Source organism: Kiloniella majae (genome assembly GCF_002118315.1).
GTDB lineage: Bacteria > Pseudomonadota > Alphaproteobacteria > Kiloniellales > Kiloniellaceae > Kiloniella > Kiloniella majae.
This window is the reverse complement of record NZ_MTSZ01000004.1, coordinates 164,451-184,612: the sequence shown is the minus strand read 5'-3', so window position 1 is coordinate 184,612 and position 20,162 is coordinate 164,451. Positions and strand designations below refer to the sequence as shown.

Genomic DNA, 20,162 nt, shown 5'->3' with positions numbered 1-20,162 from the left:
CTAGCCCCCCACGTAAAGCAGATATTTTTGATGGCTTTTGAAAAAAACAATTTGAAGGCATGTTGAGTCTAATTGAATTGTTTTTATTGCCATGAAGTCTGTTGCCATACGTGCTAACTGCAAATGCCATACGTGCTAACTGCAAAAAATGATTGAGAACCTTTCACCATGAGTTGCCTGAGGTATGTTCTTACACTAGATTGACAAAAAGGCCATTCGACACCAACGCTAGATAATACAGCCCGATTGAACGGAAAACACATTTGACTAAGCCCAAGTTCATAGATCTATTTGCCGGCTGCGGCGGTCTTTCACTTGGCCTGCTCTTAGCAGGCTGGGACGGTGTGTTTGCAATAGAGAAGAATGAAGATGCGTTTGCGACATTGAAGGCAAACCTGATCGGTCGCAGGAAACTTCGGTTTTCTTGGCCCGAGTGGCTCCCTCAAGAACCAACGACGACTTCAACGCTGATATCTGACTACGGGTATTATCTGCCGAAACTACGAGGGCAGATTGATCTGATTGCGGGTGGACCCCCATGCCAAGGCTATTCGTTTGCAGGGAAACGAAACGCCAAGGATCCAAGAAACAAGCTCAAGGACGAGTACATTCAGCTTGTTGACATAGTCCGACCTAAATACCTACTGTTTGAAAACGTGAGAGGTTTTTCTTCATCTTTCGATGATGCTGGTGGCGATGTGCACGCTGATAAAATCCGGGAGCAATTAGAAGGCTTCGAGTGGGGTGGGTATCAGGTATTCAGTAAAGTAGTAAACGCCTCCTTGTTTGGTGTGCCGCAACCAAGACCTAGATTCATCCTACTTGCCGCTCGCAGCGATCTTAAGCTGGATTGGGACTCAAAAGACCCGTTTCATGAATTAGAAGAATTCGCTTCAGCATTCAGAAAAAACTGTGGATTAAACGGGCATGAAATAACAGTCAGAGAAGCAATATCCGACATCGAAGTTGCTGTATGTGGAGTTGCCGAAAGCCAAGAGACATCTGGCTTCAATGAAATCAGATATACCCCACCTACATCGCCTACGCCTTTCCAAAAATTGATGCGAAGGGGTGCACGAAATGGATCGACTCCAAATAGCTTGCGGCTCGCCAGGCACCGACCGAACACGGTTATTCGCTTCAACGATATACTAAAAAAATGCCCTAAAGGCTCGACACTATCGAAAGAATTTAGGGACCACTATAATATGAAGAAGCAGTGTTTTACTCCCCTACATCCTGACCAAATGTCAAAAACAATAACGACGCTTCCTGATGATCTCCTTCACTACAGTGAGCCAAGGATACTGACAGTCAGAGAAAGCGCCAGAATTCAATCATTCCCAGACTGGTTTACGTTTCATGGGAAATATACGACTGGCGGGGCCAGACGGAAGGACGAGTGCCCCAGATATACGCAGGTTGGAAACGCCGTTCCGCCTCTAATGGCCGAAGCTCTGGGAAAACTAGTTTTATCAGTACTCCATGGCCAAGAGAGCGTATCACCTACATGAGTCCCCCATTCCATTTCAAAATCAGCACTGGCCTGAAGGACATAGTTGGTCGTGAACTTATCACTGACGATTTTGTAGCCATATTTGAATTGGTCAAAAATTCGTTCGATGCAGTGGCTTCTCGTGTTGATATCCTATTCGAAGAAGATGAAATTTTCATCATCGATGATGGGAAAGGAATGTCGCCTAAGGAAATTGAAGAGAAGTGGCTTTTTCTGGGCTTTTCAGCCAAGCGGACGGATCGCGAAGAAGGTGAAATCAACGCCTTATCTGACCTAACTGATGACTTTAGGGACCGCATCACTCGCCATCGGCGCGGGTTTGCTGGAAATAAGGGGATAGGAAGGTTCTCATGTGACCGACTTGGAGCCAAGTTGGATCTGTATACAAGAGCAGTTGACCAGCAAAATGGTAAGATTTCGCTGATCCAGGTGAATTGGGCAAACTTCGAGGGCAACTCAGAAAAAGAGTTTGAGAGTATTCCCGTAGAGAGCTCTGAAGAAGATTCTGTTCCATTACCTCCTATTCTGACGACCAAATTTCGCCATGGTACGGTACTAAGAATTTCAGGTTTTAGATCAAGTTGGCCCCGTTCGAAAATCCTCTCTTTGAAAGCTTCTTTAGCAAAGTTGGTTAACCCGTTTGGTATAAAGAATGACCTTCAGGTTTACTTGCATTCGTCTAAGGAACTGGAGGCTGACAAAAAGGTTATTGCCTCTGAAGAGCATCAAAAAATAATAGAAGATTTTCTTGGAGAACACTTTTCAAGCGAAACTGAAGCCATCGACCATATTCCGACCCACTACATGAATGTGGTTAACGGCAAGGTCCAGAATTTTGTTTTCAAGAAAATTTCAAAGCATACAACTAACGTAGAAGTATCCCTAATAGAGGATGGTAACAAGGTCCGGAGCAGACTCTATGACCGAGGCGAACTAATTGTTGAATTTGTTCAGCCAAACGACTTCCCAGGGCTCAAGGGAACATCGGTGGATGTTGAAGTTCACTACCTGAACACTGCTGCGAGGCAGGTTTTCACTAGATTCATGGGGCAGCAAAGTACGCAATTTGGTCACGTCTTTCTGTTCAATGAAGGATTTAGGGTCTTTCCGATAGGTGAGCCTAGAGTCGATACGTTTGGACTGGACACAAGAAAGAACCAAGGGCGCTCTCGATATTTAGGTACAAGAGAAGTCGTTGGTAGGATTGATGTTGTTGGCAACGGACGCCCAGTGTTCCGAGAGGTTACAAGCCGTGACGGGGGGTTGATCCGGACACCTGAGTACGAGGAGCTTGAAAAGTTCTTTATACAGTACTGTATACGTCTATTGGAAAGATACGTCGTCAACGTTAATTGGATTGATAAGCTTGACACAAGTCGTCTCGACTTGGCCGGGATGGAAACCGACGTTGCACGGGCAAGGATAATAAAAGTTGTTTCTGGACTAACGAAGAGCCCAGATGTCGAGATCGTAAGCTATTCTCCACGATTCTTGAAAATACTTGATGAGAAATCTTCAGACTTTTCTCTGGCGATGAAGGCACTTGAACACGTTGCTGAAAGAACCAAGGACACTGACCTCATTGAACAGCTTGGGGTGGCTCAACGGCGCCACGCCGAACTGATTGAAGCACAAGAAAGAACCAAGGCTGAAGCAAGAGCTGAACGAGAAGCACGAAAGGTTGCAGAAGAGAAAGCTGAAGCAGAGGCAAAAGCGAAGAGACAAGCTGAGCAACAAGCCAATGACGAACGGGCTGGCCGAGAGCATGCTGAAGAAAGAGCCAAAGCTGCCGAAGAAAAGGCGGCGGATGCGGAGAAGAAAGTCAGCTTTTTCACGGCTCTTGATACAAACGATTTTCAGAGCCTTGTCAATTACTTACATCATATAGGTGGGTATTCAGACGCCATCACTCAACAGATTAACCTTGCACGGATTAAGATCTCGAAGGGCAAATTCCTCGAAACTGATCGGCAAATATTTGTCGATCGCGTCGAACTTTCAAACAACAAAATTAAGTCGATTGTGAATTTTTCAACTAAGGCAAACTTTACGCTGGATGGCGACGAAACAACAGCAGACCTATCTTTGTTTATCCCACAATACATTGAAAATATTTGCTCCGTTTTTACGGGAGACGGCATTGACATGACTGTAGAGAATGACGCCTCCGCGTTTGAACTTACCTTCAGGCCAATCGAGCTATTCATCGTTATCGATAATCTTGTTCATAATTCGAAGAAGGCTGAAGCCAAAAAAATCAAATTCAAACTTTCTAGCCCTAAGAAAAATACTATTTTGATAGGAATTGAGGACAATGGAATTGGATTGCATCAAAAGTTTGATGATCCAAAGGAAATTTTCAAAAAAGGTGTTACGACAACCAATGGCTCAGGGCTCGGATTAAATCATGCTAGGGAACTAGTAGCTGAGTTGGGCGGGCATTTATCCGCTGTAGTAGATGATGACAGAAAAATTACTTTCAAAATGGAATTTGCGAAATGAAGCTTGATTATTCAATTCTATGGTTTGAGGATAAGTCTGATTGGCTGGAGCCTGTTCAAGAAATACTTGAGTTGAAAATGGATGACCTTGGTTTTCGACTGTTTGTTGATAATCAAGCAAATGGCGAAAACCTCCCCCAGCTTGTTTCAGATCCGAAGATTGATCTCATCCTCATGGACTTCGACCTCCAGAAAACAGGTGGGAAAGACGTGAATGGTGACGAGTTGATCCGTCAAATTAGACACGACCACAAAGTTCTTACGGAAGTAGTATTCTATTCGGTTAGCAAGATGAACGTGCTACGCGACGCTCTCTATAAGAGTAGAACATCAGATGGAGTGTACTACTTTAACCGAGACACAGACATATCAACCAACATCATGAGAGTTATCGAAACGACGATAAAAAAGGTGATGGACACTAACAATATGCGCGGACTTGCGATGGCATCAGTTGCGAATTGCGATCGGCATGTAATTGATGCCATTGCCACCCGCTGGGGTCAGCTTCAAGGTGATAGTAAGAGCGCAATACGTGAAAAAGTTCTTGATAAATTGGTGTCTATGCAAACTTCGCTTTCCGAAGACGTCGGCAAAATGCAGACCGAAGAAGACGTTCGAAAGATTTTGTCGAGCCATGGATATCCCTCCAAATCACGATTTAACGTCCTGAATAGTGTGACTCGATCTAAACGAAAATGCCCCGAAGTTGGCCCTCAGCGCGAAGTTGCTCAGGGCTATTCTGATCTGTTAGACCATCGCAACAGATTGGGGCACGCGCGTGCAATCGAAAAGGACGGAAAGGTCGTTTTTGAGGGTCACGAGAATATCAGTTATGGCGACGCAGAGTTTGGTAAGCTTAGGCAGGAAATGATTGCGTGTGAAGACGCCTTAAAGGAGCTGCTGAATCTGATCGCCGCAGGTAAGCTTGACTAAAGAACAAGAGAAAAACGTCGTTGTTTTTGACGTCGATGGAACTCTAGCTGATATCAACCATCGCAGGCCTTATCTAGAAGCTGATCCACCAAATTGGAGCAAATTCAATGAGTTGATGGGCGATGATACGCCAAATGCACCAGTTGTTAGCCTCTATATGACTCTATGGATTGCTGGGCGGTATGAATTAATTTTGGCGTCTGGGAGAAGCGAGCGATACCGCAGTATTACAGAACGTTGGCTAATTTGGAATGAAATCCCATTTGGTCGCCTTGTTATGCGAGCTGATGGAGATTACCGCGCTGACCATCGCGTAAAACAAGATATTCACGATCGCCTAATCTCAGAGGGGAAATTGATCGAGTTCGTCGTGGACGACAGACAACAAGTTGTAGACATGTGGCGGCGAAATGGCGTCATGTGCCTTCAATGCGATGTGGGAAATTTTTAGTAGCAGCGTGTATTCGGTTCACTGGTAAGAATCAGATTGAGATGCTTCGAATCTTTCTGAAAACGGGCGTATGAGTTTGTGTACTTTATCGACAGTACTCGCTATCTCATCCCCCTTCGGGCACTTGGTGCCTGTCGCCGACCAGACGGCAATCGATGTCATCGCCCAGATTGAAATTTGATCAGAAAAAATTCGACATACGTGGGAACCAGTCAACGCTTCTAGTTCCTCAGCTGAACGGATTTTGCGGTCATGCATAAGATCCAAAGCGCTAACATCTGCATGCAGTAAATGACTTTGTAATCCAAACGAATGTTCAAGTGCGCGAATGCTCGAAAAATCCAAGATATTCTTGGGTGTCGTTTCCAGCTTCTTTATCAAGGATGAAAACGACCAACGTTGTTCAACGTCACGACGATCTTTTTTGTTACCCTCATAAAACTGGTTGATCTTGTCATCCTCCAACGCGCTGAAAATCTTTGTATGGAACTCTCGGCGTAAATTTTGGGAGACGGATTTTACCAACCCCGCTTTTACCCTTCGTTTGTGTGCATGCACATCGAGAAAGGCTCCCCAAAATTCCTCGACCGCAGCTTCCCGGTCCGCCCCTTGAAGGCTGCACAAGTACCAAATCTTCACGTTGGCTTCGTAGAAGGACCTGAGAATCATCTCTGCATCCCAAACAAAGTTCGAACTGGCCAAGTAAGAAACTACCTGACTTCGTTCGGACTGATACAGAACTAGCCCCCATACGGTTCGCTTGAACTTTGGTTGATCATCCAGATGTTCACCGAGGGCAAGGCTAATGCTATCGCGCATAACTGAAATTCCAGCCACCGTGGCGTCTTGGATCTCATTTAACTCATTCGAAAATTTCAAGCATTTCTCTCTTTATCACTTGATTGGTCAATAAATCGTCATGCACGGACTCCGCATTCAGCAGCTTATCTATCACTCATTGAACCAGACTTTGGAAGTTTTTATTAAGCCTTCCCGTGAGGTGCCTTTAGTTTCTAAGTCACCTGCCTTTTCACTTTCTACTGTCTTGCCTAGTAGTCAAGTAGCGACAGCATGCGGTTGTTCGTGTGTTGCTGCTCTAATCAGTTCTTGTCTGGTTCGGGGAAGCTTCACTGCCGCATAGGTCGTTAGAATGAACGGCAGCTTTGGGCCGGAAATATCAGTGCGCAAAGCTATGTTGCAGGTATTAAAAGGGCTCGGAGCTGTCGTTCGCTTAAAATTCAGCTAATGTCTGCTTTTGGCACTAAGCAGCTATAAATCATGATCTGATTTATTAGTCACAATTTATTGTCGTTTGAGATGGATGATTGCAGGTCGTTACACCTAAGCATTCTGATTGGTACATCTAAAAAGGAACATCAACGGCCTTACACAGAAATCTCATCAGGGGCGCTGCCGTTTTAAATCCTTCAACCACCTCGCTTAAAAACTCTGGACGTTGAGCTGCTTTTGGAGTTGTCCGATGCATGAGGAAAAAGGTTTTTCGCTTAAGGTCTTTGATATGTGGCTCATCTGCTGAAAAACCTTTTGGTGGACGCTTGAGTCCATCGCCGCCGATTTCACCGAAAACATCGCGTATTTTGGGGTCCGATAAAACCTTTTCCCATTCTTTTGGGCGATCAGCGATTGCGCGTCTGATCATATAAAGTGCATCACTTGGCGGCATCCAGATCCCACCGCCATACAGCACCTCATCCGTTGCCAGATGAACATAAAAACCCGGTGCATGGGCATCCCGGCCCAAAGAATGACGGAAATGACACGCCGCATGTTCTTTGTAGGGCCGCTTGTCTTTCGAAAATCTGACATCACGGTGGATTCTGAACATCGACCCGCCATTGCGACGGGCATCGGCCACAAAATGAGGGGTAATTTCAGCAAGCGGCTCGACCATTGCCTGAATAAAATCCAGCAGATGATCTTGCAACGTTTCCCGGTATCGCGCTTTGTTTTCGGCGAACCAATCCCGGGTGTTATTTTCTTTTAGATCGTCGAGAAACTCAAACCCCGCTTTGGGAAAACCCGTAAAGTCAGTACTCATTTTTATCCCCCTCGTCGAAACATACTGCCATCAAACTTTGGAATTTCACTGTTCATCATATCCCAGGATACAGCCTGTTTAACAAACATATCTGCATCAGCTGAATAAAATTCCGGATTATCCAGACTCATTGCGACAATCAAAACCATCCCTTTGGCAATTTCCGGCGTCCCATAGATTCGGCTGTTACATTTCGAACAGCAATAGCTTTTCATCGTACCACCACTTCCGCCCTGATGCTCAAAGCAATTCAAATCGCCGGTGACAGAAAAACTGTTTTCCGGCACGCCCATCACAGCAACATAAGGGCTACCGCTTAATTTTTGGCAATCGCGACAATGGCAATTCACTTTAACAAGCGGCTTTGTACAACTCGCCTGATATCGAACTTGCCCGCATAGGCATCCTCCTTCGATTATTTCAGTCATTTCTGTCTCCAGTAATTATATTTTGTGATCATTGTTTCTAATTAAGGCTTAGTAACTTGCATAATAAAAGTTACTAAATTATGGCAAGCAACAGACAAAATGTCACCCTTCTGCCTTCTTTCATAAGAAATCATGATCGCTAACACAGATAATTGCCATATTTCAGACACTTACCTTTTTTCTGACACAGGAATGCTCGAAAGATGCACCCAACTTTGTCTTCTTCTTGTTCCTTCTCAAATGCCCGGCGACAACTTAACTTTTGCTTATCGACACACTCAATTTGTCAACAAAGGAACAGACAATGAAAAAATTACTTTCAAGTGTTATCGCTCTTGGTCTTATCGCATCTGCATCAATCGCAAGTGCAGCCGAAATGACAGGTCGCGTTATGACTGCGGACCCGGCAACAAACACAATTATCCTTGAAAACGGTACTGTGATGGAGCTTGTTAACGGCCTGACAGTAGAAGGCCTGGAGCCTGGTACAGAAGTTGTTCTGACTTATGATGAAAAAGAAGGTAAAAACCTGGTTACCAACATTGCGCCAGCTTCTTAAATAACAGCTTGTTAACCAAGCACACTTAGTTACTTGAATAGGCCGATAAGTCAGCGAAACCAAACCCCATTCGCTCTTATCGGTTTATTCATTTCCGGGTCGGCTTATTCATTTCCGGGTCGGTTTATTTATTTCCGGGCTGGTTTATTCATTTCAGAATTTATTATTGCTTGGGAAACTAGTTCTCTATGTCCCGGTTCTCTATATCAGGGTTCTCTTCGTCGGGATTCTTGAGCTTCTCTCTGGACCCGGCAAGTCGCCTTTTTCTGGCTTCGGCATAGCGTGTTGCCAGCTTAAAAGACACCCAATACCCCAAGGCACCAAGACCCAGACTATAGGGCAGGAACCCGACCAAAATTGAAGTTCCAACCTGCTCAAGCATAAAGTGGGTAACCTCAACCACCGTTTCCCAAATGCCCCCGTCCAGTGTCAAATGCTCCCCCATCATCCGTGAAAAGCTCTCAAAATCCTGTTCGCCATCAAAATCCAGCAGCATTAATCGACCCGTGATATAGTACAGATAATAAAGCGGGATCATGGTGATGGGGTTAGAAAGCCAGGACCACGCCATGGCAATAATCAGGCTGAATTGCCATTTGATAACGTAGCGGCAAAACCACCAGGCAATAAAAACACTATAAAGCTGAATACCTACGGTCGGTGTCATCCCAAGGGCCAGCCCCATCATGACACCACGCGCAACGATTTCAGGCTGATCAACCGACCGCAAAACAGGAATAACGAGACGGAAATAGAGAAGACGAAGCAAACCGGCAATGGTTTCCTTCTTATTACGGGCGTGAATTTTCTTCTTGAACCAGAATCTCATTTAGACTTTTACAAACGCCCTCTATTAACGCTTTTTGGTAACGCTTTTGGTACTGTTTTTGGCGATCTTTTTTTTATCGTCCTTGTGACCGCTCTTAGCGACTGTTATAAACCAAAATTATCTATAGTCCACGGACAAAAATCCGCCTTTCACGAGATAGCGGAAACCAGAGGACCTTGAAACTATCTCATGCAAAGGGCAGCAACGGCATGAATCTTCCCAATTGGCTTAGTGTGTTTAGAAGTGGCGCAGGCTTTGTCGTCATTTATCTTCTCCTACAGGGAACACAATCATATTTACTTGCGGCTATCGTCGTCATGATGATTGCAGAGATTTCAGACATGGCAGACGGTCATATCGCCCGTCGCTATGGACAGGTCACCAAACTGGGCATGATTATTGATCCCATGAGTGACAGTCTCTATCGCGCCATGGTCTTTATCGGCTTCTTGGGGATCGGCTGGATTCCTGTCTGGTTCGTTGCCATCATCATCACCCGGGACATCGTTGTTTCTTACCTGCGAATCTTTGCCCAGCAACAGGGCTTTACCATGGCCGCAAGATCCAGCGGCAAGATCAAAGCCATCGTTCAGGCCTGTGCACAGGTTTGGACAGTCGGCCTCTATGCTCTAAGTGGATTTTTCAGCCAGTATATGGATACGGTACAAGTCTCATTCTGGCTATTGGCAATCGCAACAGCTGTGACAGCATGGTCCGGTATTGACTACGCGCTGGGCTATATCAAATCCATGCGGGAAGCCAACTAAGCACTTCCCAGTTCCTACTATCTACTTGAACGGTTAGATATCTGTTTGAAGGTTTTGGCCTTGTTAATCTTCACCGATTTCAATCTTGTCCTCACCGTTTTATGAGGCATCTGATCATGGGTGAAGATTATTCGACCCTTCTTTCTTTACGTCTTACGAAAAGTTGGACTAAACAATTATATTTGCATAATCAGCCCGATATCGATTTGATAATTCTGGCCTGATTACTTTTCCCCAATTTCAATCTTGTCCGTTACCCACGGGGCGAATTGCGCGATTTCCGGCATACATTTTTGCGCAAGAGTATCGCGAGAGATATCGCTTATCATCTTTTGCAGCGATTCAAGTTCATGACGGCGCGTGGCCAGCATCAAACTCCGGGAAAAAGCAGGACCGGGCAGTGGCTCACAACGGATATTATGCAGATGTGTTTTTGCCTGTAACAAGCACAGCGGTGTGGTAATCGCCCAGCCAATCCCGACGGCAACCATTGCCAAAGTTGTATCTGCGGTATCAAATTCAAACCGACGCCGCGCAATAATATCAAGCGACCTCAAATGGTTCTCGATATTCATCCCCGTCAAAGATCGGGAGCTGTATCGCACCAAGGGCAGATCTTGATTTAACTGGCTCAGGCTTTCAACCGGTTTGTCATAACTGGCTGGTAACGCCAGAACAAACGGCTCTTTCAGCAGGCGGTGCGAGATAATGCGTTCATCCGACGGAATACTGCCCTCGGTTATCACCACATCAACTTCGCGGGTAAAGAGCCGTTTGAAGTGCAGCTTTGTCAGGCCGGACCACACAGACCATTCCACAGCTTCATCCATCAAGCCGCTCACCAGATGAGGACCAACTGTTGTCCCGTAGGAATCAACCATGCCCACGTTCAGCCTTGGCAGTGATCTCTGCTGATAGGCCCTGACCAGAAAGGATGTTTCCCGCGCCGTATCCAGCAGCGACTTCGCCCGCTCAAACAGGGTTCGCCCCGCCGGAGTCAAAGCCGGCGGACGTACGGAGCGATCCATCAGCTGCACAGCCATCTTTTTCTCTAACGCACCCACAGCCTGAGAAACCGCAGATTGCGAGATATCCTTGTGCTGGGCAGCCGCTGTCATGCCCCCCGTTTCAACAACCGTGACAAAGATATCCAGCGCGCGCAGATCAAGGTCAAAGTCAGACATCAGCTCAATAGCATATTTGCGAGTTCAACGAATCCCCTGCCGCTCCGCTCGCTGGTAACCCACGTCGGCTCATGGGGCATTCTGCCAACAAAGTCCTTCACATTGGCAACACCGACAGAGTGCGGAAACCGCGCGAACATCGGTGCATCATTTGGCGAATCACCCGAGAAGACAACCTGATCCAGAACCTGATCCAGCTCCAGGCTATATGCTTCACGGAACAGAACCTCGGTCATGGATAGCTTGTCATAGTCGCCGAACCAGCCGTTCACGTGAATAGAGCTTACCTTTGCCTTGGCTCCTGCCTCTTCAAACAGCGAGACAATCCTGTCGATTGATTCCTGACCAAGCGGCACAACATCTTCACAAAAATCCACAGCAAGGTCCGCAACCCGATAGTCCTGATCAGATGCGATTCCTGCGCCCGGAACTTCCAGAGGGATCGACAGGCGCAACTGATTGATACGCTTGCGATCTTCCGCGCGTTCTTCTTCTTCCTTCCAAAAGCGACAAGTCATTTTTTTGGCATGATGTTCATAGCGAAAGTAAAATGCGCCATTTTCCCCAACGACAGCATCAACCGGCCACATACGGGCAAAATGATCACACCACCCCGCCGGACGGCCCGTAATCGGGATCACCTTAAACCCGGCCTTTGTCAGATTTTCCAGCGCCACATAGCTCTCTGCACTAAGCCGACCGTCTGTCGTAACTGTGTCATCAATATCTGTCAGCACATAGCGAATCTGGCTTTTCACAGCCCGGGGGAAATCGCATAAGGGTTTCATGTCGGCTCCGCAAATATTAGGGCTAAAATCATTGATGTCATAAGCACTGAACAATAGCCCTGCAAATTACCTGTTTAGAATCAAAGCTCATGTGTACAGGGGGAAGCAGAAAAAGGAAAGAACGGGGCCTTGGTTATTACAACGCACCTTAATTACAGCCCCGAATTACTGCCTTGATGTTACTGCCTTGATGTTACTGCCCAGCATCACACCTTGGACATCAACTTTTCAAACACAGACGCCAACCGTTTACAGCCGGATTCAATCTGATCCTGATGACATGCCCCGTACCCCATCAAAAGTCCTTGCCTAGCTAACGTTTTATCATTGTAGAAAAGAGACAGTGGCGAGGCCGAAATATTCACCTTATCAGCCTCGGCAACAATCTCACGGTCTGTTGTTTTACGACAAGCCGCCTCCGTAAAATAAGCCGTAATATGCAACCCGGCGATATTGGGATTTATAACAAGATACTCGGACAGATAATTTTCTATTCCCTTCACAAGCATTTCCTGACGCTGTGCATATACCTTGCGCATACGTCTGATATGCGACGAAAAATGCCCTTCTGCCATGAAATCAGCAAGCGCAGGCTGGGCAAGCAGGGAAGAACGCTCATCCATCAACATCCGCGCCGAACTCACCGCATCAACCAAATGCTCAGGCACGACGAGATACCCCAACCGTAAAACGTGGAACAGGACTTTGGAAAAGGAACCGAGATAAACCACTCGGGAAGCCCTCTGGATATGTCCCTCCTGAAGATGTCCCCGTTTTTCCGCCTCCAACCCCTGCAGAGAAGATATCGGCTTACCGGAAAACCTGAATTCACTTTCATAGTCATCCTCCAATATCCACGCATTATTCTCTTCGGCCCAATCAAGCAATTCAAGCCGCCGCCTCAGAGACATGACCACCCCCAAAGGATACTGGTGCGATGGCGAGACAACCGCCATTCGTGCATTTTTTGCCATCGCACGGCCAGCTTCAACCGAGAGCCCCTCTTCATCAACCGGCACATAGGCCATTTCGACGCCCGCTGAATGTAATGGTCCCTTCAATCCGGGATAACCCGGCTCTTCAAACCATGCTGTATCGCCTGAATCCAAAAGAATCCGCGCCATAAAATCGGTCGCCTGTCGGGCACCAGAGGTAATCATTATTTGCTGCCAATCGCATTTTATTCCCCGGGCAACACGTAAATAGTCTGCAATTTCTTTGCGCAGCGGTATATACCCGCAAGGGTCAGGATTCCTGAGCAGATCGTCTTTTGGATATCGCCAGGTACGGGAAAGCGATCGCGCCCAGAGAGGAAAGGGGAAAGATTCAACATCTGTCATGCCCGGTGAAAATGCCGGATAGTTTTTATGGGCACGCTTTTCTTTCTGCATGATCGCCAACTGCTCTCCCCGACGGGAAAGTCCGCGCGGCCTGACCTCTGGTGCTGACGGAGAGTAAGCAGATGGCCTCGCCGGAACAACGCCGATATCATCCGGTAGCTCTTTCGAAATATAAGTCCCCGAACCGCTCACCCCTTCCAGATAGCCCTCTGCGAGCAGTTGATCAAAAGCCCCCAGCACAGTGTTGCGTGAACAAGCCAACTCTTTTCCAAGCGCACGGGTTGATAGCAGCCTTTCTCCCGGCTGTAATCGCCCACTTAACACCATCTCTCGCAGTTGGGTAAAAAGCTGCTGCTGCAAGGAATGTTCACTGGCTTTATCCAGAACAACATCCAGCAAGGGAGTATTTGTTGGTTTTCCGACCATTCTTAACCTCGAAAACTGGCCCCTTATAACTATTAAAAATAGCTTATACTTTTGGGATCAATTTACAATATAACTTCAAACAAATTTCAGGCTTGCCCCCTGACAAATTGCACCCTGACAATATCGCTACTGCGTACAACAACGAACTTTGTTATGAAAATGTAATCTATCCGCACAAAAGCAGAGTCTCATGACAAGCACGTCACAAGAAAATACAAATCTTCTCGCCATACTTGCGCCTTGTACCTTTGTCTTGATTTGGTCCACCGGATTTGTCTTTGCCAAAATGGCACTGCCCTACGCGGAAACCATGACTCTCCTCGCCACCAGATTTCTGCTTGCCGTAGGATTACTATTGCTTATCTCTCTTATCTGGAAAGCAAAATGGCCCAGAGATCCAATGCAAGTACTACACATCGCCGTCGCCGGCATTCTGTTGCACGCAACCTACCTTGGCGGTGTTTTTGCTTCTATTGAGCTCGGCCTTCAAGCTGGTGTTGCTGCCTTGATTGTCGGCATTCAACCACTCCTGGTGGCCTTTGCAGCAGGCATATTCCTAAAAGAAAAAATAACGACCAGACAATGGATAGGCCTTATTCTTGGCGTTAGTGGTGTGATACTGGTTGTCTGGGCAAAGCTTGAAAATGGTCTCGGGACACCATTAGGTGTCAGCATTGCCATTCTGGCCCTTTTCGGTATTTCCATTGGCACGGTTTATCAAAAACGTTTTTGTGGCGAGATGGACCTGCGCACCGGTGCCGTCATTCAATATGCTGCCGCCTCAATACCCACAGGTATACTGGCTTATTTTACTGAAAGTATGATCATAAACTGGACCGGGGAAATGGTTTTTGCCATGTTCTGGTTGGTAGTCGTTCTCTCGGTCGGGGCGATCAGTCTTCTCTATATCTTGATCCGCAAAGGCGCAGCTTCGAAAGTATCGAGCATGTTCTTTCTGGTTCCCCCAACAGCTGCCCTTATGGCGTGGGTACTCTATGATGAAACCTTCAGGTCCACAGCCTTGGTCGGCATGACTATGACAGTGATCGGTGTTGCCTTGGTGAACCTGCGCCCGATTAAAAAGCTTGGCTTGAGAACCAGACCAAGCTGACAAGCACTTACTCTTTATTCCCCATCAAGTGATCTTCCAGGTCACAAGCTTCATCAATAATCAGCGTATAAAGCTTGCGCACAAAATCGGCATCAAGGCCCTTTTTTGCACCGGTTTCGGCATTTCTCTCGCGGACTTCGTCTACACGATCTTGCAGAACAGCCGGAATATTATGCTTGTTTTTCAACTCGGCCACTTCGCGAATGACCTCAAAACGCTGAGAAAAAAGCTCCATAATCTGATCATCAAGGTCATCGATGCGCCGACGATAAGGGCTGAGAAGCTCCATAACTTTTGGTTACTCCGACTAAAAAAATTAGAAACTATGCAAATAAAACAAACTTAGAAATCAACACAGATACCTTTACGTTCCCAATCACCATAGCGTGTCGGCTCTGGTCCACTTGGACCACCAATCTCGGGCTTTTTATCCAAGCCTTCCATCAATTGCTTTTCACGCTCAAGTCGGGCTTCCATAGCCTTATCCAAATCATCCGGTGTAACTTTTTTACGCTTCGCGCCAGAAACGATATCACCCGGTGCCGGAAAGTGATTCTTTCTGGCTTTTTGATTAGGCATATGTGTCGTAAAAGATCTTGTCATAACTACTCATATGGCATGCCACGCAGATAATGCCAAGCCTTCAAACCAAAAGATATAACGCATCTTGTCGCGCATCTTTCAACGAAGACCTTACAAGCATCATTATCAATATTTCATCAAGAACATAGCACCTGCGCAAAAATAGCTCTTTCTTCCCGCTATTTTCATGGTAAACCCTAGCCCATGACTGAAAAACACAATAAACAAACCAAAGCTTCTGGATCACAAAATAGAACAGGTAATAGACCTCAAAATGGCCGTCCTGTTAATCCGAGAAAGCTCGTTCTGAACCTTTTGAAAAACATCATGCGGGAACAACAAACCCTTGATGAAGCCTTGAATAATAACAAGGCAGATTTTGAAAGTATGGAACGGCGCGACAGAGCTTTTGCCCGTTTGTTGATTTCGACCCTGATGCGCCGCCTTGGCCAAATTGATAAAGCAATCAATGCCTGCATGAAACGGCGCTTACCAGCCAAGATGGTTGATGTACGGGATATTATTCGCTTGGGTGCCGTCCAATTGCTTTATCTCGACACACCGCCCCATGCTGCTGTCAGCACCAGTCTGGACCTTGCAAGAGGACCAAAACTTAGTGGAAATAAACCCGTCATGAACGCTGTCTTGCGCCGCCTCGCGCGCGAGGGCAAAGATATGCTGGCAAAGATGGATGAAAGTCAGGACAACCTGCCAAACTGGCTATGGAAAAAATGGTCTGAAACCTATGGTGAAGAAACCGCCAAAGCAATTTCACTTAGCCACCTTGCCGAAGCTCCATTGGATCTAACCGTAAAGGATGCCCCAGAAGAATGGGCTGAGAAACTCGGAGGTGTCGTTAACTCTGGCAACTCCATTCGGTTACCTGCTGGTACGGGCGATCCAGTATTCCTTGAAGGTTATCAAGAAGGTCATTGGTGGGTTCAGGATTTTGCCGCAAGCCTTCCTGTTCTTTTACTCGGGGCTGTCAAAAGCAAAAAGGTCGGCGACATCTGTGCCGCACCTGGGGGGAAAACAGCCGAACTTGTTACAGCTGGCGCAGAAGTTACCGCTGTAGACTCTTCGGCAAAGCGTCTAACGCGTGTACACGAAAACCTCGAACGCCTTCAGCTTGACGCAGAAGTCATTCAAGCCGACGCCACAACCTGGCAACCCCAAGAAGAGTTTGATGCCCTTCTTCTCGACGCCCCTTGTTCTGCGACAGGTACGTTACGTAAACACCCCGAATTAGGCAGAATTAAACGCCCTGAAGACATCCAAACCTTGGCGGATCTGCAACGTGAACTACTTGAAAATTGCGCCAAAATGGTCAAACCCGGCGGTACATTGGTTTATGCAACCTGCTCGCTTGAGCCTGAAGAAGGCCAGTATCAGATTGAGCGTTTTCTCAAAAAGAATGGAGCCAGCTTTGAGCGCGTTCCCGTCAAACCAGCAGAGCTTGGAAGTGCTGACTGGCTAGAAATGCTACTGACAAAAGAGGGTGATCTCAGGTGCTTGCCATGCCACAGACATGACGAAGGCGGCATGGACGGATTTTACGCCTGCCGCCTTCAAAGAATTGCCTAAAGGATTTATCTCTCTAAAAGACTTAATCTCTAGGCAGCGCGGATTCCTTGGATGAATTCATCCACGCTCTTACGCATCTCATTCGCTTGACGTGCCAGTCCTTCAGATGCTTCCAATACTTGCTGTGAAGACGTTCCGGTCTGTGTCGAAGCTTCACTTACGCCTTGCATGTTGGATGTTACCTCAGCCGTTCCCGCTGATGCTTCCTGAACATTCCGGGAAATCTCCTGCGTTGCAGACCCCTGTTCCTCAATCGCCGTAGAAATAGAAACCGAAATCTCGTTCATTGATTCAATCGTTTTACCAATTGCCTCAATTGCCGTAACAGCTGATTTGGTGACATTTTGCATTTCATCAACCTGGCCGCTGATTTCTTCTGTGGCCTTGGCCGTCTGATTAGCAAGATTTTTCACTTCACTGGCAACCACAGCAAAGCCTTTGCCTGCCTCACCGGCCCGGGCTGCCTCAATTGTCGCGTTCAGTGCCAAGAGGTTTGTTTGCTCGGCAATATCAGAAATCAAACCAACGACTTCTCCAATACGGTTTGACGCTTCTTCCAAGCCTTTGATCGTTGCAATATTTGCATCCGCTTTTGAAACAGCATCGCTGGCTATTTGACTTGATTCACCAACTTGACGATTGATTTCCTCAATAGAACAGCTTAGCTCCTCTGCAGCTGCGGCAACGGTCTGGACATTTACTGACGCCTCTTCGGCTGCAGCCGCAACAGTATTGGAACGAAGCGCTGTATCTTGAGCAACAGAAGACATCTCGCCGGATGTTGTGTTCATCTGAGACGCAGCAGCACCTACACTTGTCAGAATCTGGTTACTATCTGATTCAAACTGAGCGACCAACTCTTCAATGCGCTTTGTCCTCTGTTCACGCAGAGCAACCAGCTCTTTCTCTTTCTCTGCCATTTCATCTTGCTCAATGGCATTTTCCTTAAAGGTTTGTAACGCAGAAGCCATATCACCAATTTCATCAGTGCGCCCAACACCCGATACATCAAAAGACTTATCACCATTCGCCAACATCAGCATTTCAGACGTAGATTGGCGTATAGGGTTACTGATCGAACGGGCAAAATACCAACCGAGAAGAGCAACCAAGACAAGTACACCAACACCAATAATCAGGATATAGAAACCCGCTGTATGCGAAGGAATAAGAACTTCTTCTTCATCAATTTCAGCTAACAAAGCCCAGCGAACGTCATGAATATCAAGTGGTTGATAAGCTGATAAAACATTAATACCACGGTAATCAGGGACAATTGAAATACCCGTTTCACCATTCAGTGCTTTTGTTACTGTTTCCGTCTTAACTTCTGTTTTCAAAATCGTTGATTCTTCTGAAAAACGAGAATCACTTCGCATCAGATAATCTGCACCAACAATATAGGTCTCACCACTTTCACCCATCCCGGCGTTTTGTTGCAACACACCGTTAATACGGTCAATTGGCATCTGGAAGATCAAAACGCCTTGAAGACCATTTGTAGAAATAATCGGTGTCGACATAAAGCTGGCCGGAGCACCATAGCTCGGTGCATAGGGGGCAAAATCAATAAAATTGATTGAGCCAGCTTTTTGATTGCTCATGGCGGCTTTAAAAGCCTGTGCTAGACCAGAGTCTTTATATTTTCCAGAATTCAGGTTCGTCGCATAATCAAGCTCTTTGAAAACCGTATAGACAACGTTACCGTCAACATCGACGAGGAAAATATCGTAATACCCCCTGCCCTCAAGCATTTGACGAAACCAAGGGTGAAAACGGCGGTGATCCGAATGGTAAGAGCCCTCAATCGCCGGACCATTATATAGATGCTTTTCACCAATTTTTTCAGGATTACCCTCAGCATTCGTCGCTTCCGCTGTAGGGTCATTGATATAAATACCATGTAGTGATTTTAACGGATCTTTATGGCGACGCTCTTCATCTCTAAATCCAAGAGAAAAATTCGACATTGCATTTTGAACATAGCCATTTCCTGCAGAAATCAGGATGTCTTCTTCGATTGATTTTATGTAATTCTGCAGTGCCGATTTTCGAGCTTCGGCTAATGCATCGAGCATTTGCTCTTCCTGATGCATCAGAGTTGTTGACGTATTGAAAACACTAAACACTCCGACAGCAATAACTGATATCGCCGATATAACCATAAATAATACCGGAAGTTTTTTAGATATTCTCATACCGAACAGTTTAGAGATTTCCATCGTCTTCAAGGCCCTCCTAACGCCTAATGTTGAATAGCCCGCCTTCCCCCTCAGCTTTTATTATTTTTTTCTGAGCACGTGTAATTCAACGACCACCATGCATACCATGATATGCATTAATTCTTAAAAAGAGCTTAAACAAATGATCTAATGCAGTGAAATTTAATAAAATCACTAATTTTTTATTTAATTAGTCATTTTATATCATTGATATTATTTATATTTTGTTAAGTTAATGGCATCAAAAATAGAATATCATATAAAAAATAAATTCTTTAAATAATGTAATCATAAAGTTATTTATAGAAACATTTTAATGATTAACTATTACCATAAAGTATAGGAATAGACATTCCAACTTTAACAGAATCCATTACTATATTTGTTTTGAATTTACTTACCTCAGCATTTCCGAAAAAATACTCCCGGGTAAACTGTTCATAGTGCTGAATATCCCGTACCAATAAAACAATAATAAAATCGGCTTCACCGGTTGTATAATAACATTGCTGCACCTCTTCGGCCTGTCGCATTCGCTTCTTAAAGCCATCAAGCACATTTAGGTTTTCTCGCTCAAGACTGACTTCAGTAATAACAGTCATGGGGTGTCCCATTTTCTTGGGATCGAGTAACGCTACCTCTGCCCTGATCACCCCGCTATCTTTAAGGCGTTTCAAACGCTTCTGAACTGCCGCTGGTGATAACCCGATTTCAGCGCTAATCTTTTCCGCTGTCATACGGCTATCTTTTTGCACATGAAAAAGAATTTTATAATCAAAAGCATCCATTATTTTTCTCACCTCAAAAAAGCTCTAATATTATGAAATTAATATTCAATAATTTATAATTCAATAAATTTAGTAAACTATTCCCTATATC

At 45.8% G+C, this 20,162-nt stretch carries 19 protein-coding genes; 8 read left to right on the top strand and 11 right to left on the bottom strand.

Annotation, left to right across the window (positions count from 1 at the left end):
- Nucleotides 1–263 precede the first annotated feature (263 nt).
- The 4 genes from BKB51_RS13700 to BKB51_RS13685 are packed head-to-tail and all read left to right on the top strand — an operon-like array spanning nucleotide 264 to nucleotide 5,404.
- The gene (locus tag BKB51_RS13700; protein WP_198946743.1) at nucleotides 264–1,514 is read left to right on the top strand and encodes a DNA cytosine methyltransferase; all 1,251 of its coding nucleotides are present in this window, start codon (nucleotides 264–266) and stop codon (nucleotides 1,512–1,514) included.
- Nucleotides 1,511–4,018 (top strand): sensor histidine kinase, encoded by a 2,508-nt coding sequence (locus BKB51_RS13695; RefSeq protein ID WP_085901656.1) that lies wholly within the window; start codon nucleotides 1,511–1,513, stop codon nucleotides 4,016–4,018. Before BKB51_RS13700 ends, BKB51_RS13695 begins: the two co-directional genes overlap by 4 nt.
- A complete protein-coding gene (locus BKB51_RS13690) occupies nucleotides 4,015–4,953 on the top strand; it encodes a response regulator (RefSeq protein ID WP_085901655.1) in 939 nt (312 codons plus the stop codon). The genes BKB51_RS13695 and BKB51_RS13690 overlap by 4 nt, the downstream gene beginning before the upstream one ends.
- Complete coding sequence (locus tag BKB51_RS13685) at nucleotides 4,946–5,404, top strand: phosphatase domain-containing protein (RefSeq protein ID WP_085901654.1); 459 nt, start codon at nucleotides 4,946–4,948, stop codon at nucleotides 5,402–5,404. Before BKB51_RS13690 ends, BKB51_RS13685 begins: the two co-directional genes overlap by 8 nt.
- Before the next feature lie 18 nt (nucleotides 5,405–5,422).
- Here BKB51_RS13685 and BKB51_RS13680 read toward each other — a convergent pair whose 3' ends face one another.
- The 3 genes from BKB51_RS13680 to BKB51_RS13670 form a co-directional block, all read right to left on the bottom strand.
- Entirely contained in the window at nucleotides 5,423–6,223 is an 801-nt protein-coding gene (locus tag BKB51_RS13680; protein WP_085901653.1) for a DUF5677 domain-containing protein, read from the bottom strand.
- 544 nt (nucleotides 6,224–6,767) lie between these two features.
- On the bottom strand, nucleotides 6,768–7,463 hold the full coding sequence (locus BKB51_RS13675) for a DUF2461 domain-containing protein (RefSeq protein WP_085901652.1): 696 nt from the start codon (nucleotides 7,461–7,463) through the stop codon (nucleotides 6,768–6,770).
- 2 nt (nucleotides 7,464–7,465) lie between these two features.
- Nucleotides 7,466–7,891 (bottom strand): GFA family protein, encoded by a 426-nt coding sequence (locus BKB51_RS13670; RefSeq protein WP_085901651.1) that lies wholly within the window; start codon nucleotides 7,889–7,891, stop codon nucleotides 7,466–7,468.
- A 304-nt stretch (nucleotides 7,892–8,195) separates the two neighbouring features.
- Between BKB51_RS13670 and BKB51_RS13665 the strand changes: the two genes are divergently transcribed.
- On the top strand, nucleotides 8,196–8,450 hold the full coding sequence (locus tag BKB51_RS13665; protein WP_085901650.1) for a DUF1344 domain-containing protein: 255 nt from the start codon (nucleotides 8,196–8,198) through the stop codon (nucleotides 8,448–8,450).
- A 178-nt stretch (nucleotides 8,451–8,628) separates the two neighbouring features.
- Here the strand turns inward: BKB51_RS13665 and BKB51_RS13660 are convergent, their stop codons facing one another.
- Nucleotides 8,629–9,279, bottom strand: coding sequence for a DUF2062 domain-containing protein (locus BKB51_RS13660; RefSeq protein WP_085901649.1), 651 nt, complete (start codon nucleotides 9,277–9,279; stop codon nucleotides 8,629–8,631).
- 209 nt (nucleotides 9,280–9,488) lie between these two features.
- Between BKB51_RS13660 and pgsA the strand changes: the two genes are divergently transcribed.
- Nucleotides 9,489–10,046 carry a CDP-diacylglycerol--glycerol-3-phosphate 3-phosphatidyltransferase gene (gene pgsA / locus BKB51_RS13655; protein ID WP_085901648.1) on the top strand — a complete coding sequence of 186 codons (558 nt, stop codon included), beginning with the start codon at nucleotides 9,489–9,491 and terminating at the stop codon, nucleotides 10,044–10,046.
- 224 nt (nucleotides 10,047–10,270) lie between these two features.
- Here the strand turns inward: pgsA and BKB51_RS13650 are convergent, their stop codons facing one another.
- The 3 genes from BKB51_RS13650 to pdxR all read right to left on the bottom strand — a co-directional run bounded on the left by BKB51_RS13650 (nucleotide 10,271) and on the right by pdxR (nucleotide 13,784).
- Nucleotides 10,271–11,230, bottom strand: coding sequence for a LysR family transcriptional regulator (locus tag BKB51_RS13650; protein WP_085901647.1), 960 nt, complete (start codon nucleotides 11,228–11,230; stop codon nucleotides 10,271–10,273).
- Nucleotides 11,230–12,018: an HAD-IIB family hydrolase gene (locus BKB51_RS13645; RefSeq protein WP_085901646.1), complete on the bottom strand. Its 789-nt coding sequence runs from the start codon at nucleotides 12,016–12,018 to the stop codon at nucleotides 11,230–11,232. Before BKB51_RS13645 ends, BKB51_RS13650 begins: the two co-directional genes overlap by 1 nt.
- A 206-nt stretch (nucleotides 12,019–12,224) precedes the next feature.
- Nucleotides 12,225–13,784, bottom strand: coding sequence for a MocR-like pyridoxine biosynthesis transcription factor PdxR (gene pdxR / locus BKB51_RS13640; RefSeq protein ID WP_085901645.1), 1,560 nt, complete (start codon nucleotides 13,782–13,784; stop codon nucleotides 12,225–12,227).
- A 190-nt stretch (nucleotides 13,785–13,974) separates the two neighbouring features.
- Here pdxR and BKB51_RS13635 point away from each other — a divergent pair, with 190 nt between their 5' ends.
- Complete coding sequence (locus BKB51_RS13635) at nucleotides 13,975–14,895, top strand: DMT family transporter (protein ID WP_085901644.1); 921 nt, start codon at nucleotides 13,975–13,977, stop codon at nucleotides 14,893–14,895.
- A 7-nt stretch (nucleotides 14,896–14,902) separates the two neighbouring features.
- Here BKB51_RS13635 and BKB51_RS13630 read toward each other — a convergent pair whose 3' ends face one another.
- Nucleotides 14,903–15,184, bottom strand: a complete 282-nt coding sequence (locus BKB51_RS13630; protein ID WP_085901643.1) for a chorismate mutase — start codon at nucleotides 15,182–15,184, stop codon at nucleotides 14,903–14,905.
- A 53-nt stretch (nucleotides 15,185–15,237) separates the two neighbouring features.
- The gene (locus BKB51_RS21115; protein ID WP_085901642.1) at nucleotides 15,238–15,498 is read right to left on the bottom strand and encodes a DUF1674 domain-containing protein; all 261 of its coding nucleotides are present in this window, start codon (nucleotides 15,496–15,498) and stop codon (nucleotides 15,238–15,240) included.
- A 183-nt stretch (nucleotides 15,499–15,681) separates the two neighbouring features.
- On the opposite strand from BKB51_RS21115, the gene BKB51_RS13620 reads away from it, so the two are divergent.
- Entirely contained in the window at nucleotides 15,682–17,061 is a 1,380-nt protein-coding gene (locus BKB51_RS13620) for an RsmB/NOP family class I SAM-dependent RNA methyltransferase (RefSeq protein WP_085901641.1), read from the top strand.
- Between the two features lie 29 nt (nucleotides 17,062–17,090).
- Here BKB51_RS13620 and BKB51_RS13615 read toward each other — a convergent pair whose 3' ends face one another.
- Nucleotides 17,091–19,226, bottom strand: coding sequence for a methyl-accepting chemotaxis protein (locus BKB51_RS13615; protein ID WP_218044038.1), 2,136 nt, complete (start codon nucleotides 19,224–19,226; stop codon nucleotides 17,091–17,093).
- A gap of 377 nt (nucleotides 19,227–19,603) precedes the next feature.
- Nucleotides 19,604–20,071, bottom strand: coding sequence for an Lrp/AsnC family transcriptional regulator (locus tag BKB51_RS13610; protein WP_085901639.1), 468 nt, complete (start codon nucleotides 20,069–20,071; stop codon nucleotides 19,604–19,606).
- Nucleotides 20,072–20,162: the final 91 nt, after the last annotated feature.

Coding starts and splice junctions, on each gene's coding strand:
- BKB51_RS13695 (WP_085901656.1), top strand. CDS start 1,511: ATGAGTCCCCCATTCCATTTCAAAATCAGCACTGGCCTGAAGGACATA.
- BKB51_RS13690 (WP_085901655.1), top strand. CDS start 4,015: ATGAAGCTTGATTATTCAATTCTATGGTTTGAGGATAAGTCTGATTGG.
- BKB51_RS13680 (WP_085901653.1), bottom strand. CDS start 6,223: ATGCGCGATAGCATTAGCCTTGCCCTCGGTGAACATCTGGATGATCAA.
- BKB51_RS13675 (WP_085901652.1), bottom strand. CDS start 7,463: ATGAGTACTGACTTTACGGGTTTTCCCAAAGCGGGGTTTGAGTTTCTC.
- BKB51_RS13670 (WP_085901651.1), bottom strand. CDS start 7,891: ATGACTGAAATAATCGAAGGAGGATGCCTATGCGGGCAAGTTCGATAT.
- BKB51_RS13665 (WP_085901650.1), top strand. CDS start 8,196: ATGAAAAAATTACTTTCAAGTGTTATCGCTCTTGGTCTTATCGCATCT.
- BKB51_RS13660 (WP_085901649.1), bottom strand. CDS start 9,279: ATGAGATTCTGGTTCAAGAAGAAAATTCACGCCCGTAATAAGAAGGAA.
- pgsA (WP_085901648.1), top strand. CDS start 9,489: ATGAATCTTCCCAATTGGCTTAGTGTGTTTAGAAGTGGCGCAGGCTTT.
- BKB51_RS13650 (WP_085901647.1), bottom strand. CDS start 11,230: ATGTCTGACTTTGACCTTGATCTGCGCGCGCTGGATATCTTTGTCACG.
- BKB51_RS13645 (WP_085901646.1), bottom strand. CDS start 12,018: ATGAAACCCTTATGCGATTTCCCCCGGGCTGTGAAAAGCCAGATTCGC.
- pdxR (WP_085901645.1), bottom strand. CDS start 13,784: ATGGTCGGAAAACCAACAAATACTCCCTTGCTGGATGTTGTTCTGGAT.
- BKB51_RS13635 (WP_085901644.1), top strand. CDS start 13,975: ATGACAAGCACGTCACAAGAAAATACAAATCTTCTCGCCATACTTGCG.
- BKB51_RS13630 (WP_085901643.1), bottom strand. CDS start 15,184: ATGGAGCTTCTCAGCCCTTATCGTCGGCGCATCGATGACCTTGATGAT.
- BKB51_RS21115 (WP_085901642.1), bottom strand. CDS start 15,498: ATGACAAGATCTTTTACGACACATATGCCTAATCAAAAAGCCAGAAAG.
- BKB51_RS13620 (WP_085901641.1), top strand. CDS start 15,682: ATGACTGAAAAACACAATAAACAAACCAAAGCTTCTGGATCACAAAAT.
- BKB51_RS13615 (WP_218044038.1), bottom strand. CDS start 19,226: ATGGTTATATCGGCGATATCAGTTATTGCTGTCGGAGTGTTTAGTGTT.
- BKB51_RS13610 (WP_085901639.1), bottom strand. CDS start 20,071: ATGGATGCTTTTGATTATAAAATTCTTTTTCATGTGCAAAAAGATAGC.